10 protein-coding genes are annotated in these 15,961 nt (G+C 70.6%); 5 read left to right on the top strand and 5 right to left on the bottom strand.

The genetic code is table 11. From position 1 onward, the window contains the following. Window positions 1-286 precede the first annotated feature (286 nt). A complete protein-coding gene (locus C3489_RS31590) occupies window positions 287-913 on the bottom strand; it encodes a TetR/AcrR family transcriptional regulator (protein WP_103785538.1) in 627 nt (208 codons plus the stop codon). A 147-nt stretch (window positions 914-1,060) separates the two neighbouring features. Here C3489_RS31590 and C3489_RS31595 point away from each other — a divergent pair, with 147 nt between their 5' ends. From C3489_RS31595 to C3489_RS31605, 3 genes are all read left to right on the top strand, one after another. Beyond that, window positions 1,061-1,978 (top strand): ABC transporter permease, encoded by a 918-nt coding sequence (locus C3489_RS31595; protein WP_103785539.1) that lies wholly within the window; start codon window positions 1,061-1,063, stop codon window positions 1,976-1,978. Further along, entirely contained in the window at window positions 1,971-2,792 is an 822-nt protein-coding gene (locus C3489_RS31600) for an ABC transporter ATP-binding protein (protein ID WP_103785540.1), read from the top strand. The genes C3489_RS31595 and C3489_RS31600 overlap by 8 nt, the downstream gene beginning before the upstream one ends. 74 nt (window positions 2,793-2,866) lie before the next feature. Then, window positions 2,867-4,600, top strand: coding sequence for a serine/threonine-protein kinase (locus C3489_RS31605; RefSeq protein WP_258055039.1), 1,734 nt, complete (start codon window positions 2,867-2,869; stop codon window positions 4,598-4,600). A 75-nt stretch (window positions 4,601-4,675) separates the two neighbouring features. On the opposite strand, the gene C3489_RS31610 is transcribed toward C3489_RS31605, so the two are convergent. After that, on the bottom strand, window positions 4,676-9,628 hold the full coding sequence (locus C3489_RS31610) for an NAD-glutamate dehydrogenase (protein ID WP_103785541.1): 4,953 nt from the start codon (window positions 9,626-9,628) through the stop codon (window positions 4,676-4,678). A 579-nt stretch (window positions 9,629-10,207) separates the two neighbouring features. Here C3489_RS31610 and C3489_RS31615 point away from each other — a divergent pair. Then, on the top strand, window positions 10,208-10,774 hold the full coding sequence (locus C3489_RS31615) for a DJ-1/PfpI family protein (protein WP_103785542.1): 567 nt from the start codon (window positions 10,208-10,210) through the stop codon (window positions 10,772-10,774). Between the two features lie 34 nt (window positions 10,775-10,808). On the opposite strand, the gene C3489_RS31620 is transcribed toward C3489_RS31615, so the two are convergent. Then, complete coding sequence (locus C3489_RS31620) at window positions 10,809-11,474, bottom strand: HAD family hydrolase (RefSeq protein WP_103785543.1); 666 nt, start codon at window positions 11,472-11,474, stop codon at window positions 10,809-10,811. 68 nt (window positions 11,475-11,542) lie between these two features. Beyond that, entirely contained in the window at window positions 11,543-12,052 is a 510-nt protein-coding gene (locus tag C3489_RS31625; protein ID WP_103785544.1) for a DUF6912 family protein, read from the bottom strand. A 285-nt stretch (window positions 12,053-12,337) separates the two neighbouring features. Here C3489_RS31625 and C3489_RS31630 point away from each other — a divergent pair, with 285 nt between their 5' ends. Continuing rightward, window positions 12,338-12,865, top strand: coding sequence for an Rv3235 family protein (locus C3489_RS31630; RefSeq protein WP_103785545.1), 528 nt, complete (start codon window positions 12,338-12,340; stop codon window positions 12,863-12,865). 221 nt (window positions 12,866-13,086) lie between these two features. Here the strand turns inward: C3489_RS31630 and secA are convergent, their stop codons facing one another. Continuing rightward, entirely contained in the window at window positions 13,087-15,900 is a 2,814-nt protein-coding gene (gene secA / locus C3489_RS31635) for a preprotein translocase subunit SecA (protein ID WP_103785546.1), read from the bottom strand. Window positions 15,901-15,961 lie beyond the last annotated feature (61 nt).

Below are 15,961 nucleotides of genomic sequence, written 5' to 3' on the forward strand. Positions count from 1 at the left end.
GGCGGCACCCGTCCCCGCCTAGCTGCGCGCCGCCGCGCGGGGCGGCACCCGTATCCGCATAGCTGCGGGCAGTCGTGCCGCTGGGGCGGCACGGGTGGGCGCTGGGGGTCCCCCCTGCTCGAAGAGCTTGGGGGAGGCACCCCGTTGCGCCGGGCTGCGCACCCACCCCCGGCTCGCCACAGCGGCGGGCACCCCAGAACGCCGGGCTGCGCAAGCCCACCCCCGGCCCGCCGCAGACGACCAGGTCCTGGAAACGCCGGGTACGTAGACCCCAGGCCGGCGGAGCCTAAAGTGCTCGGAGGCCTGCTGCCGTGCTGTGGGACAGGGCGTCCAGGTAGCCCTTGGGGAGCTTCGGCGCGCGGATGACCAGTGCGCGCCAGTACAGCGGACCGGAGATCAGGTCGAGGGCCAGGTCCTCGTCGATGCCGGCGCGGACCTCACCCCGCCGCTGCGCCGCCGCAACGATCCCGCTGGCCACGCCTTCCTGACCCTCGCGCAGAGTCTTCTGCATGGCCTCGGCGATCTCGGGATTGCGGGCCGCCTCCGCCTGGAGGTCGGGGATGATCTGCGAGGCGACCGGATGGCGCAGCGCCCGCGAGCTGACCTCGTACAGCAGCCGCAGATCCCCTTCCAGCGTGCCCGTGTCCGGCACCGGCAGCCCCATCACCGCGAGCGCCGAGACCACGTCCAGCACCAGATGCAGCTTGGACCGCCACCGCCGGTACACCGCCGTCTTGCCGACGCCCGCCCGGCGCGCGATGCCCTCGATGGACATGCGCGCGTAGCCGACGGCCGCCAGCTCCTCGAAGACGGCCGCCCGGATGGCCTCCGTCACGTCCTCGCGGAGTACGGCGGCCCCGGCGGGAGCCCGGCGGCGCGGAGGCGTCTGCGGCCCGTCGGCGTTCGTCGTCATGCGACCAGCATAGGCCGTAACGACGAAACGGTTGCGTCCCGACGTCGATTGGGCCTACGCTCCCGTTACGACGAAACGGTCCCGTCCCGACGTGAGAAAACGTCAAGAGAACCGTAAGAAACGGCCTCCCGAACGAAAGCAGCGGATGTGAGCCAGGCCCTCGACACACCGCCCCCGGCCGCCGCGCCGGCCGCCGGCCTCGACCTCGCGGCGCTCGCCGCCCGCCACGGCCTGTCGGTCAGCGGTGCGCGCCCCTCCCTGCCCAACTACGTCCGCCAGCTGTGGGCGCGGCGCCACTTCATCACCGCCTTCGCCACCGCCAAGCTCACCGCCCAGTACAGCCAGGCGAAGCTCGGCCAGGTGTGGCAGGTGATGACCCCGCTGCTGAACGCGGCGGTCTACTACTTCATCTTCGGCGTGCTGCTCGGCACCAAGCAGGGCGTGGCGGACTACATCCCGTTCCTGGTCACCGGCGTGTTCGTGTGGACGTTCACACAGAGCTCGATCATGGCCGGCACCCGCGCCATCTCCGGCAACCTCGGCCTGGTCCGCGCCCTGCACTTCCCGCGGGCCGCGCTGCCGATCTCCTTCTGCCTCCAGCAGCTCCAGCAGCTGCTGTTCTCCATGGCGGCCCTGCTGGTCATCCTGCTGGCCTGCGGCGTGCCGTTCTCGCTGTCCTGGCTGCTGCTGGTGCCGGCGCTGGTGCTGCAGTTCACCTTCAACGCGGGCGTGTCCATGGTCATGGCCCGCATGGGCGCGAAGACGCCGGACATCGCCCAGCTGATGCCGTTCCTGCTGCGCACCTGGATGTACGTCTCCGGCGTGATGTGGAGCATCCAGCACACGGTCGGCAAGGGCGACGTACCGCACTGGGCGGTGACCGCCCTGCAGTGCAACCCCGCCGCCGTCTACATCGACCTCGTCCGGTTCGCCCTCATCGACACCTTCCACGCGAGCCAGCTGCCCCCGCACGTGTGGGCGGTCGCGACGGGCTGGGCGCTGCTCGCCGGCGCCGGCGGGTTCATCTACTTCTGGAAGGCAGAGGAGACCTACGGCCGTGGCTGATCACCTCCTGCGGGCCGCCGAGCCGGTCCCCACCGTCGTCGCCGACCACGTCGACATCGTCTACCGCGTCAACGGCACCGGCGGCGGCCGCGGCAGCGCCACCGCCGCCCTCAACCGCATCCTGCGCCGCGGCCAGGCCGAGAAGGCGGCCGGCGTGCGCCGGGTGCACGCCGTGAAGAACGTCTCCTTCGTCGCGTACAAGGGCGAGGCGATCGGGCTCATCGGCACCAACGGCTCCGGCAAGTCCACCCTGCTCAAGGCCGTCGCGGGACTGCTGCCCGTGGAGAGGGGCCGTATCTACACCGACGGCCAGCCCTCCCTGCTCGGCGTCAACGCGGCCCTGATGGGAGACCTGACCGGCGAGCGCAACGTCTACCTCGGCGGCCTCGCCATGGGCATGTCCCGCGAGCAGATCAAGGAGCGCTACCAGCAGATCGTCGACTTCTCCGGGATCAACGACAAGGGCGACTTCATCTCCCTGCCCATGCGCACCTACTCCTCCGGCATGGGCTCCCGGCTGCGCTTCTCCATCGCCGCCGCCAAGGACCACGACGTCCTCCTCATCGACGAGGCCCTGGCCACCGGCGACGCGAAGTTCCAGCGGCGCTCGGCCGAACGCATCGAGGAGATGCGGGGGCAGGCCGGCACCGTCTTCCTCGTCAGCCACAGCAACGGCGCGATCCGCGACACCTGCGGCCGTGTGCTGTGGCTGGAGCGCGGCGAGCTGCTGATGGACGGCCCCACGGAGGAGGTCATGAAGGAGTACGAGGCCTTCACCAAGGGCGGGAAGAAGCCGCGGCCCCTCGCCGCCTGAAGTCACCTCCGACGTCCGGCAGTTGAAACCGCGGACGGTGCCCGGTCCGCCTCCGCTACGCTCGTCCGCACGCGATGATCAAGGACGGGGGCGTGGGCGGCATGGCTGCGGACGTGGTGGGTGAACGGCTGCGGGACGAGGATCCGAGAGAGATCGCCGGATACCGGCTGCTGGCCCGGATCGGCGAGGGCGGCATGGGCACGGTCTACCTCTCCCGCACCCGCGGCGGACAGCCCGTCGCGCTGAAGGTGATCCGGCGCGACTTCGGCGGCGACCCCGGCTTCCGGCGCCGCTTCGAGCAGGAGGTGCAGGCGGCCCGCCGGGTCCAGGGCTACCACGTCGTCCCGGTCGTCGACCACGACACCACCGGCGAACGGCCCTGGCTCGCCTCGGCGTTCATCCCCGGCCTTCCTCTGCACGAGGCCCTGACCGCGCACGGCCCGCTGCCGCTGCCCGCCGTGCTCAAGCTCGTCGGCTGCACCGCGCGGGCGCTGACCGCGATCCACTCCGCCGGCATCGTGCACCGGGACCTGAAGCCCAGCAACATCCTGCTGAGCAGCCAGGGCCCGTACGTCATCGACTTCGGCATCGCCCGCGCCGCCGACGCCACCCAGCTCACCGTGTCCGGCGGCGTCATCGGCACCCCGCAGTTCATGTCCCCGGAGCACGCCCTCGGTGAGCCCGTCGGACCGGCCACGGACGTCTTCTCGCTCGGCCTGATCGCCGCCGTCGCCGCCACCGGCCGCCACCCCTACGGCGACGGCGGCGCCCTCACTCTCGCCGCGCAGATCGCCAACACGGCCGTACGCCCGCCCCGTCTGGACTCCTACGACGACCATCTCCGCCCGCTCCTGGAGCGCTGCCTCGCCGCCGACCCGGCGCAGCGCATCGGCACCGAGGAACTGGCCGCGCTGTGCGAGCGGGCCGCGGGCCGGCCGCTGAACGACTTCACCGGCTGGCTGCCCGAGCCCCTCGCCACCGACCTCGCCGCCCGCGAACGGGCCGCCCTCGCACCGCCGCCGCCGGAGCCGACGGTGGCCGACCTGGGGGCGCAGGGGTCCCAGGGGGCGCAGGGGTCCCAGGGGACGCAAGGGCCGACTCCGCCTCCGCACGGTCCCACCTTCGCCGGTGCGCCGACCGTGGCCCCTCCCCCGCCGACGTACGCCCCGCCCGCTGCGGCCGGCGCACGGCGCGGCCGGACCGGGCTCGTCGTCGCGGGTGCCGCCGTGGCCGTCGTCCTCGCGGTGGGGGTGACGTGGACGCTGGCCCGTGCGGGTGGTGACTCCGACCGGACGCAAGGGCAAGGGCAGGGGCAGGGGCAGGGCGACGGCAAGCAGTCGGTGCAGCCCACCCACTCCGCCACCCCGCCGAGCCCGGACCCGACCCCGTCCGACGACTCGGGATTCACGCCGGTGTTCGCCGACCGGACCTTCGCCCTGCGCTCCCCCGGCCGGGTCGCCGTCGTGGAGGCGGATCTGGACATCCCGCAGGTGCATGGCGAGGGCGAGATCACCTCGGGCAACGAGATCGAGCTCAGCGACGTCTCCGACGGACGCTGGGAGTTCAAGACGCCCTGGGGCAAGAGCGCCGGCACCACCCCCGAGCAGTGCCTGGAGGGCGCCCAGGGCGACGTCCTGCCCACCGAGATCGAGGCCAAGGACCTGCGGACGGTCATCCCGGTCGGCACCGTCCTGTGCACCCAGACCGACGAGGGCAACCTGGCCATGCTGAAGGTCACCGACATCACCACCGGCGCGGGCGACCTGCCCGACTACGCCACCAAGCTCACCCTGTTCAAGAAGCGCTAGCGGCTGATGGGAAAAGGGGGGCGCCCCGGGCCGTACCAGACGGCCCGGGGCGCCCCCCTTCGGCGTTTCCGTGTCCTACGAGTGCGCCCGCAGCAGCGTCCGCATCGTGCGCATCGCCACCGACAGGTTGGCCAGGTCGAACGCGTCCGAGCCCTGGATCTCCTCCAGCGTGGTGCGCGCCCGCGACAGGATCGGCGCGTTCTTCTGCTCCCACAGCTTGAACCGCTGCTCCGGCGTCGAGGTGCCGTTGCCGACGGCCAGGACGTCCGCGGTGAGCGCCGCGTGCGCCGCGAAGAGGTCCTCGCGGATCGCCGCGCGGGCCATCGACTGCCAGCGGTCGTTGCGCGGCAGCTCGATGATGCGGTCCATCAGCTGCGTGATGCCGAGCCGGTCGGCGAGGTCGTAGTACACCTCGGCGACGTCCAGCGGCTCCTTGCCCATGCGGTCGGCGATCGAGACGATGTCCAGCGTCGGGAACGCCGAGGAGAACCCGGCGACCCGCGTGGCCAGCTCGTCCGGCACGCCGGCGCCGCTCAGCTCGTCGTAGATCTGCTGGTACCACTCAAGGTCGTCGCCCTTGAGCAGCTTCGGCAGCTCGGCCCACACCTGCTCGACCCGCTCGGCGAAGAAGTCGACCGTCTCCTTCAGCTGCAGCGGCTGCGGCCGGTTGTTGAGCAGCCAGCGCGTGCCGCGCTCGACCAGGCGGCGCGAGTGCAGCCGGATCCGGGTCTGGACCTCGGCGTCGACCTTGTTGTCCAGGTCCTCCACCGCGTCCCACACGACCGAGGAGCGGAAGATCGCGCGGGCCGCGGTCTGTGCCCGGACGATCTCCTCCAGCGACGCGCCGGTCTCCTCGCGCAGCCGGTGCAGATACGTCGTACCGCCCGTGTTGACCGTGTCGTTGACCAGCACGGTCGTGGTGATCTCACGGTGCAGCGGGTGGTTGTCGATCCGGTCGGCGAACCCTTCGCGCAGCGCCGCCGGGAAGTAGCAGTGCAGCAGCTCGCGCAGGTAGGGGTCGTCCGGCAGCGAGGTCGCCAGCAGTTCCTCGGAGACCGTGATCTTGGTGTACGCCAGCAGCACGGCCGTCTCCGGGCCGGTCAGGCCCTGGCCCTGCGCGAGGCGCTCACGGATCTGCCGGTCGGTGGGCAGGAACTCCAGCGCGCGGTCCAGGTGGCCCTCGCGCACCAGGTGGCGCATGAAGCGCTGCTGGGCGTGGAGCATGTCCTTGGACTGGGCGAGTGCGTTGGCGATCGCCGTGTTCTGCGCGTAGTTGTTGCGCAGGACCAGGGCGCCGACCTCGTCGGTCATCTCGGCGAGCAGCTTGTTGCGCTGCTTGACGGTCATGTCGCCGTCCGCGACCAGGCCGTTGAGCAGGATCTTGATGTTCACCTCGTGGTCGGAGGTGTCCACGCCCGCGCTGTTGTCGATGGCGTCGGTGTTGATCTTGCCGCCGTGCAGCGCGAACTCGATCCGGCCGAGCTGGGTCAGGCCCAGGTTGCCGCCCTCGCCGACGACCTTGACCCGCAGGTCGGCGCCGTCGACGCGGATCGGGTCGTTGGCCTTGTCGCCGACGTCGGCGTGCGACTCGGTCGACGCCTTGACGTAGGTGCCGATGCCGCCGTTCCACAGCAGGTCCACCGGCGCCTTGAGGATCGCCTTCATCAGCTCGGCCGGGGTCAGCTTGGTGACGCCCGCCTCGATGCCGAGGGCCTCGCGGATGTGCGCGTTGACCGGGATGGACTTGGCGCTGCGCGGGAAGACGCCGCCGCCCGCGGACAGCAGCTCCTTGTTGTAGTCCTCCCAGCTGGAGCGCGGCAGGTCGAACAGGCGGCGGCGCTCGGCGTAGGAGGTCGCCGCGTCGGGGTTCGGGTCGATGAAGATGTGCCGGTGGTCGAACGCGGCGACCAGCCGGATGTGCTCGCTGAGCAGCATGCCGTTGCCGAACACGTCACCGGACATGTCGCCGATGCCGACGACCGTGAAGTCCTCGCTCTGCGTGTCCACGCCCAGCTCGCGGAAGTGCCGCTTGACCGACTCCCAGGCACCGCGGGCGGTGATACCCATGCCCTTGTGGTCGTAGCCGGCCGAGCCGCCGGAGGCGAAGGCGTCGCCGAGCCAGAAGTTGTACGACTGCGCGACCTCGTTGGCGATGTCGGAGAACGTCGCCGTGCCCTTGTCGGCCGCGACCACCAGGTAGGTGTCGTCCTCGTCGTGGCGCACCACGTCCTTGGGCGGCACGACCTCGCCGGCGACCATGTTGTCGGTGATGTCGAGTAGCGCGGAGATGAACGTCTTGTAGCTGGCGATGCCCTCGGCCAGCCAGGCGTCGCGGTCCACGCCCGGGTCGGGCAGCTGCTTGGCGACGAAGCCGCCCTTGGCGCCGACCGGCACGATGACGGTGTTCTTCACCATCTGCGCCTTGACCAGGCCGAGGATCTCGGTCCGGAAGTCCTCACGCCGGTCGGACCAGCGCAGACCGCCTCGGGCGACCTTGCCGAAGCGCAGGTGCACACCCTCCACCCGCGGCGAGTACACCCAGATCTCGAACGCCGGGCGCGGCGCCGGCAGGTCCGGGATGGCCTGCGGGTCGAACTTCATCGACACGTACGAGTGCGGCCGGCCGTCGGCCGTCTTCTGGAAGAAGTTGGTGCGCAGGGTGGCCTTGATGACGGTGAGGAAGGAGCGCAGGATGCGGTCCTCGTCCAGGCTTGCCACCTGGTCGAGCGCGGCGTCGACCTCCTCCAGCAGCGCGTCGATCAGTTCAAGGCCGGCCCGCTGCCGCTCCGGCGCCATCCGCGCCTCGAACAGGGAGACCAGCAGCCGCGTGGTGTGGACGTTGTTGCGGAGGGTGTCCTCCATGTAGTCCTGGCTGAAGGTGGAGCCGGCCTGCCGCAGGTACTTGGCGTACGCCCGCAGCACCATCGCCTCACGCCAGTTCAGCCCGGCGCTCAGCACGAGGGCGTTGAAGCCGTCGTTCTCCGCCTGGCCGGTCCAGGTCGCGGCGAAGGCGTCCTGGAAGCGCTCACGGGCGTCGTCCCCGAGGTAGTCGCCACCGCCGGCCGCCTTCGGGATGCGCAGCCCGAAGTCGTAGATCCACGCGACGGAGCGGTCCGCGCAGCGCAGCTCGTAGGGCCGCTCGTCCATCACCTCGACGCCGAGCTGCGCCAGCACGGGCAGCACCTTCGACAGGGAGATGGACTCGCCCTTGCGGTAGATCTTGAAGCGGCGCTCGTCCTGCGCCGCGCCCACCGGCTCGTACAGGCTGAGCGAGAAGTCCTTCTCCTCGCCGAGCGCTTCCAGGTGGACCAGGTCGGCCACCGCAGCCCGCGGAGGGTGGTCGGCCTTGTAGCCCTCGGGGAAGGCGTTGTTGTAGCGGCGCAGCAGCTCCGCGGCGTGCTCCTCGCCGAACTCGGCGTTCAGCGCCTCGGCGAACCCGTCGGCCCAGGAGCGGGCGGCCTCCACCAGCCGGGCCTCGATGCGCTCCTTGTCGCTGTCGCTCAGGTGCGGCAGCTCGGTGCCCGGCGGGACGCGGACGACGAAGTGCAGCCGGGACAGGATCGACTCGGTGTTCCAGGCGGTGAAGTCGACGCTGATGCCGCCGAGCTCCTCCTTGAGGATGTCGATGATCCGCAGCCGCACGCCGGTGGTGTAGCGGTCGCGGGGCAGGTAGACCAGGGCCGAGTAGTAGCGGCCGTACTCGTCCTGCCGCAGGTACAGCCGCAGCCGGCGGCGCTCCTGCAGGTACAGAACGGACGTGACGATGGACTGGAGTTCGTCGGCCGGCGTCTGGAACAGCTCGTCGCGCGGGTAGGTCTCCATGATCTGGAGCAGGTCGCGTCCGTCGTGGCTGTTCGGGGAGAACCCGGCGCGCTGCAGGACCTCGTCCACCTTGCGGCGGATGACCGGCACGCGCAGCACGGACTCGGTGTAGGCGGCGGAGGAGAACAGGCCGAGGAAGCGGCGCTCACCGATGACGTTGCCGTCCGCGTCGAACTTCTTGACGCCGATGTAGTCCAGGTACGACGGCCGGTGCACGGTGGCGCGGCTGTTGGCCTTGGTCAGCACCAGCAGCTTGTGCTCGCGGGCCTTGGCGCGGGCGTCGGCGGGCAGCCGCTCGAAGGACGGGCTGACCGGGTGCTGGTCGTCGCCGGCGTGGTGCGGGTCGGCGCGCAGGATGCCGAGGCCGGTGCCGGGCACGGCGGCCAGGGAGTCGTCCTCGCGCAGCTGGTACTCGCGGTAGCCGAGGAAGGTGAAGTGGTCCTGGGCGAGCCAGCGCAGCAGCTCGCGGGCCTCCTCGACCTGCTGCTCGGGCAGGTCGGCGGGGCGGGGCTCATCGGGCAGGCCGTCGGCGAGCCGGGCCGCCGCGTCCCGCATCTTCTCCCAGTCCTCGACGGCCTCGCGGACGTCGGACAGCACGCGCAGCAGGTCGGCGGTGATCTGCTTCAGATCGGCGCGGTCGGTCTCGCGGTCGATCTCGACGTGGATCCAGGACTCGATGTGCGCGTCGTGCGGCAGGTCGCCGGACGGCGGGGTGGTGAGGACCTCGATCAGCTTGCCGGTGAGGTCGCGGCGCACCACGATCTGCGGGTGGATCACGACGTGGATGCCGCGGCCCTGACGGGTGAGCTCGTTGGTGACCGAGTCGACGAGGAAGGGCATGTCGTCGGTGACGACCTCGACGACGGAGTGGCTGCAGGTCCAGCCGTTCTCGTCGACCGTCGGCGTGTGCACCCGGACGTTGGCCGTGCCCTGGGGGCGGTTCTCGGCCAGGCGGTAGTGCGAGTAGGCGGCGCCGAAAACGTCGACCGGGTCGCGGTCGGCGAGGTCCTCGGGCGCGGTGTGCAGGTAGTAACGCTGGAGGAACGCGAGTACGGTCTCACGGTCCGAGGTGCCCTTGCCCGGGGTGTCCGGGGAGCCCTCGGCCGTCGTCCCGGTCGGTAGGTGCCCCCCGACCGGGCTGTTCTCAGCGACCCGGGCCGCCCTTTCGAGCAGCTCGGCCTTGGCTTCGTCCAGCTTGGTCTGCATTGTCCTCTGGCTCCTGTCGCGCGCCGTTGCGTGACGTAGAAGGAAGTACGGTCTCCGCCCTTCCGACGTGACGCCGAGACGCGGGGTGTCCGGTCTGTTCCGACGCTATGCCGCAAGGTGAGATGAGTGGGGGGAAATCGGCCATGTTCAACACACCCGCAACACGGGACGCCGTTTCGCGAGCCGCCTGCTTCCGGGATGTGTCCGGCGTCCCCGGGGCACCGAAAGCCCCGTCCCGCCCATGAAGACCAGCGATCGCCACCCGGTCACGGATGTCGTCCGTGCTCACCGGGCGCAGGGCAGGGGCGACGATGCCCCCGCGAGATATCGCGCTGATCACGCCACCAAGGCTATCGCTCCTTACCGGGGGCCCGTCATGAGCCGTATGTGTACAAATCCAGGGGTAGAAGTTTGACGTTCTGCACAGGGGCCGGGTGGCCGGGTGTGGCGTAGGTACGAAATCCGCAGCAGGTGACCGCCCGGGCGGCTGCCCGGAATCCGGCGCGTCCCCTTGGCAACGGCACGGGCCCGAGGCACGTTGCCCTTGGAAGCAACTGCCCCGAGGGGAGCGCAACCGCCATGCCCGCGAAAATCCTCATCGTCACCGGCGACGCAGCAGAGTCCCTGGAGGTCCTCTACCCCTACCAGCGCCTGATCGAGGAGGGCTACGAGGTTCACATCGCGGCCCCCACCCGCAAGAAGCTCCAGTTCGTCGTCCACGACTTCGAACCCGGCTTCGACACCTACACCGAGAAGCCCGGCTACACCTGGCCCGCCGACCTCGCTTTCTCGGAGGTCGACCCCGGTGACTACGTCGCCGTCGTCATCCCCGGCGGGCGTGCCCCGGAGTACCTCCGCAACGATCCCGAACTCCGCAAGATCCTCAAGTCCTTCTTCGACGCCGACAAGCCCGTCGCCCAGATCTGCCACGGCCCGCTCGTCACCGCCGCCGTCGACGGCCTGCGTGGCCGCCGGGTCACCGCGTACCCCGCCCTGGAGCTGGACATGCAGTCCGCCGGCGCCACGTTCCAGGATGCGGAGGCGGTCGTCGACGGCACCCTGGTCTCCTCCCGTGCCTGGCCGGACCACCCGACCTGGATGCGCGAGTTCCTGACCGTGCTGCGCGCCAAGGCACCGGCGACCTGACCTGACCGGCGTCCACGTCCCGCCCGCCGGCCGCCTACGCCGCTATTCGCCGGGCCTCCTCGACGGCCTCGGCCAGCGTGTCCACCACGGGCACGCCGACCGCCTCAAGGCTGGCCCGGCTGTGCGAGCCGCCGGCGTACAGCACGGCCTGCGCCCCGGCGTGCCGTGCGGCCACCGCGTCGTCGGCGGCGTCCCCGATCACCACCGTGCGCGCCGGGTCCACGGCCGTCAGCAGGCTCAGATGGCGCACCATGTGCTCCGCCTTGCTGCCCCCGGAGGGCCCGGTCCGCCCGTCCACCCGCAGGAAGTGCTCCTCGATCCCGAAGGTGCGCACCAGCGGGACCAGCTCCTCGTGCCCGTACATGCTCAGGATCGACTGGCTGTGCCCCGCCGACCGCCACCCGGCCAGCAGCTCGACCACGCCGTCGGTCAGCCGGCACCTGACGCGGTGCTCGGTGTAGTACCGGTGGAAGACGCCGTCCATCCGCTCCCACTCGGCCTGCGTGGGCAGCCGTCCGAGCAGCCGCTCGTAGAACTTCGGCACCGGCACGCAGTACAGCGCGCGGTAGCGCTCCAGCGTGATCGGCTCAAGCCCCAGCTCGGCGAACGCCGCGTTCGTCGCCCCGATGACCGCGTCGTTGTCGTGGAACAGCGTGCCGTTCCAGTCCCAGACGATGTGCGGTGCTTCTCGCATCCCCATGCCAAGAACGGTACCGGGCACCACTGACAATCCCCTCACGAACGGTGATCACCGCACGTCAGCGGGGACTATCCCACCAGGTTGGGGATCTCCTGGGTGGCGTACCAGAGCAGCTCGTGGTCGTCGGCGCCGTCCACCGTGAACTGGGCGTCGTCGTCCCCGGCGTCCGCCGCCGGCAGCGCCTCGGCGGCGGCGGCCACGTCCGCCTCCGCGTCGTCCGCGTCCACGTGCACCGCCGCCGCCTTGGCCAGCCGCACGCCCCCGCTCACCCGCACCTCACCGAGCACCGCCGGATCCAGTGCCCGCCCGGGATCGGCGCTCGCCGCCCCGTCGGGCACGTCCACGGCGACGACGACCCGCCGGCGCGGCGCCCCCGGGTCCGCCGCGAGCAGCCGCAGCGAGGCCAGCGCGGCCCGGCTCAGCGCCGCGTACTCCAGCTCCTCGATGTCGTCCGACAGGTACCACTCGCGCAGCCCCGGCGTCACCGCGTACGCCGTGACCGCCCCGCCGGACCCCAGCTCGCCCGTCTTGTACGCCGCGGCGAGCGCGGGGAGGGTCAGGGGGACGTAGACGCGCATGGCAGGCCGCTCTCTCGTGGTCAAAGGGCCTTCAGGATACGTGCGCCGGTCCCCTTTCGGGTTCCTGTCACCACGTCAGGAGGCGTCCACCACACGCCGCAGGTTCACCCCCGGCCACCCCGGGACCGAGGGCCCGTGACCGCCGGCATCACCCGGATAAGTGAACCTGCGGCCGCTCCCCGCGAGGACTCCCTTCCCTTGCCCGGCGATCACCGACCCCCCAAGATCCGGAGCAGCAAGTTACCCACCGGTATCGACCAGCCGGGCTGTGAAACGGGGACATCCATGAACAAGGTCATGACCAGGTTGCAGCGCCGCTCCGGAGCCCGCCCCACCGGGCGCCGCGACACCACCCGCCCGGGCGGCACCCCACCCCGCACACCGGGCACCACGCCCCGCACCGCCTCCGGCGCCCGCCCACCCGCCGGCCCCGGCCGCACCCCCCGCCCCCGCACCAGGCCCACGGACACCCGCCCGCCCACGCTCCCCGCGGACTTCTTCGCCGAACGGCTCCTCGCCGTCCTCAGCGGCCGACGCCCGGTCCACTTCATGCTCGGCCACACCCGCGGCCGCGCCTACGACGAACTGGCCTGGCTCGCCGAACGCGGCCCCCTGCGCACCACCCGGGGCCCCAGCCCGATCGTCTACGACCTCGGCTACTACGAGGTCCACCCCGGCGCCCTGGAGGTCTTCGCCCGCATCGGCACCGGCGACCGCCTGACCGCCCTGGCCTTCCGCCTGGAACGCGACCGCGACCAACGCTGGCGCTGCACAGCAGTGGACGCAGGCGTCCCCCGCCCCGACACGGACTGACCACGACGGCGCGGCAGTCGCTACACCAGCCACCCACCGGACAGCAACGGGCCGCCGCAGGCATACAGGGGCGCGGGGAACTGCGCGACCAGCCACAACGAAACCCGCACACACCGACGACCCAAGCGCCGCAGGCACCGGCGCCGCAGGCACCGGCACACACGAGAAGGGGCCGGGCACCTACCAGGTACCCGGCCCCTCAACTCACACGGCGGCGTGCGTCACTTCTTACGCCGACGCCCGCCCCGCCCCTGCTTACGCCGCTCCGCGCGGGTCAGCCCGTCCGCCTCGGAGCGCACCGGCTCCTCGTCGGTGGGCAGGTCACCCTCGATGACCCCGCCCTCACCGTCCACGGTCGGCGCCGAGAAGTGCAGGTTGCGCGGCTGCGGCGCGTCCAGCCCCTTGGCCCGGATCTCCGGACGGCCGGCACCCGCCTGCGCCGGAACGGCGTCCTGCACACCCGCCGCCGGCACGGCGTCCTCGACCGGCACCTCCTCGACCTGCTGCTCGACCTGGACCTCCAGGTTGAACAGGTAGCCGACGGACTCCTCCTTGATGCCGTCCATCATCGCGGTGAACATGTCGAAGCCCTCGCGCTGGTACTCCACCAGCGGGTCCTTCTGGGCCATCGCCCGCAGGCCGATGCCCTCCTGGAGGTAGTCCATCTCGTACAGGTGCTCACGCCACTTGCGGTCCAGCACCGACAGCACGACCCGGCGCTCCAGCTCCCGCATGATCTCGGAGCCGAGCTGCTCCTCACGCGCGGTGTACTGGTCGTGGATGTCGTCCTTGATGGACTCCGCGATGAACTCCGCGGTCAGCCCGGCCCGGTCGCCGGCCGCCTCTTCGAGCTCCTCGATGGTCACCTTGCACGGGTAGAGCTGCTTGAACGCGCCCCACAGCCGGTCCAGGTCCCAGTCCTCCGGGAAGCCCTCACCGGTCTCGGCCTGGACGTACGCCTCGATGGTGTCGTCCATGAAGTGCTGGATCTGCTCGTGCAGGTCCTCGCCCTCCAGGACGCGGCGCCGCTCGCCGTAGATGACCTCGCGCTGCCGGTTGAGGACCTCGTCGTACTTCAGGACGTTCTTGCGCGTCTCGAAGTTCTGCGTCTCGACCTGGCCCTGCGCGGAGGCGATCGCCCGCGTGACCATCTTGTTCTCGATCGGCACGTCGTCGGGGACGTTCGCCATCGACATCACGCGCTCGACCATCTGCGCCTTGAACAGCCGCATCAGGTCGTCACCCAGCGACAGGTAGAACCGGGACTCGCCCGGGTCGCCCTGACGGCCGGAACGACCGCGCAGCTGGTTGTCGATACGCCGCGACTCGTGCCGCTCGGTGCCGAGCACGTAGAGGCCGCCGAGCTTCTCGACCTCTTCCTTCTCGGCCTTGACGGCCTCCTCGGCCCGCTTGAGCGCCTCGGGCAGGGCCGCGGCCCACTCCTCGATGTGCTCCTCGGGGTCGAGGCCGCGCTGGCGCAGCTCCGCCTCGGCGAGGTCCTCGGGGTTGCCGCCGAGCTTGATGTCCGTACCACGGCCGGCCATGTTCGTGGCCACGGTCACCGCGCCCTTGCGGCCGGCCTGGGCGACGATCGACGCCTCGCGCTCGTGGTGCTTGGCGTTGAGCACCTCGTGCTGAATGCCGCGCTTGGAGAGCTGCTGCGAGAGGTACTCCGACTTCTCGACGGACGTCGTGCCGACGAGGATCGGCTGCCCCTTCTCGTGCTTCTCGGCGATGTCGTCGACGACCGCCTCGAACTTGGCGACCTCGGTGCGGTAGATCAGGTCCGACTGGTCCTTGCGGATCATCGGCCGGTTGGTCGGGATCGGGACCACGCCGAGCTTGTAGATCTGGTGGAACTCGGCGGCCTCGGTCATCGCCGTACCGGTCATGCCGGACAGCTTGTCGTAGAGGCGGAAGAAGTTCTGCAGGGTGATCGTGGCGAGCGTCTGGTTCTCGTCCTTGATGTCCACCCCTTCCTTCGCCTCGATCGCCTGGTGCATGCCCTCGTTGTAGCGGCGGCCGGCGAGGATACGGCCGGTGTGCTCGTCGACGATCATGACCTCGCCGTCGATGACGACGTAGTCCTTGTCGCGCTTGAACAGCTCCTTGGCCTTGATGGCGTTGTTGAGGTAGCCGACCAGCGGGGTGTTCACCGACTCGTAGAGGTTGTCGATGCCCAGCCAGTCCTCGACCTTGCTGACGCCGGACTCGTGGATGGCGACCGTGCGCTTCTTCTCGTCGACGTCGTAGTCGCCGGTCTCCTCGATGCCCTTGAGCGGGTTGCCGGGCTCACCGCGCTTGAGGCGCGTGACCAGCTTGGCGAAGTCGCCGTACCACTTGGTGGCCTGGTCGGCCGGGCCGGAGATGATCAGCGGCGTACGGGCCTCGTCGATGAGGATGGAGTCGACCTCGTCGACGATGGCGAAGTTGTGCCCGCGCTGGACCAGTTCGTCCTTCGACCACGCCATGTTGTCGCGCAGGTAGTCGAAGCCGAACTCGTTGTTGGTGCCGTAGGTGATGTCGCACGCGTACTGCTCGCGGCGCTGCGCCGGGGTCATGTTGGCGAGGATGCAGCCGACGGTCAGCCCCAGGAAGCGGTGAACGCGGCCCATCATCTCGGAGTCGCGCTCGGCCAGGTAGTCGTTGACGGTGACGATGTGCACACCGTCGCCGGACAGGGCGTTCAGATACGCGGGCAGGGTGCCGACGAGGGTCTTGCCCTCACCGGTCTTCATCTCGGCCACATAGCCCAGGTGCAGGGCGGCGCCGCCCATCAGCTGCACGTCGTAGTGACGCTGGCCGAGGACGCGCTTGGCGGCCTCACGGACGGTGGCGAACGCCTCGGGCAGCAGGTCGTCCAGGCTCTCCCCGTCGGCGTACCGCTGCTTGTACTCGTCGGTGAGGGCACGCAGCTCGGCGTCGGAGAGGTCGACGAAGTCCTCTTCGATGGAGTTGACCTGGTCCGCGATGCGGTGCAGCTTGCGCAGGATCTTGCCTTCGCCTGCACGCATGATCTTCGAGAGGACGGACACGGGGGTTGGTCTCCTTGCCGGTCGGGCCTGGGACGGTCGGTTACCACTTGACTTACTGAGC

The organism is Streptomyces sp. Ru71 (assembly GCF_002920535.1).
In the GTDB taxonomy this organism is placed as follows: domain Bacteria; phylum Actinomycetota; class Actinomycetes; order Streptomycetales; family Streptomycetaceae; genus Streptomyces.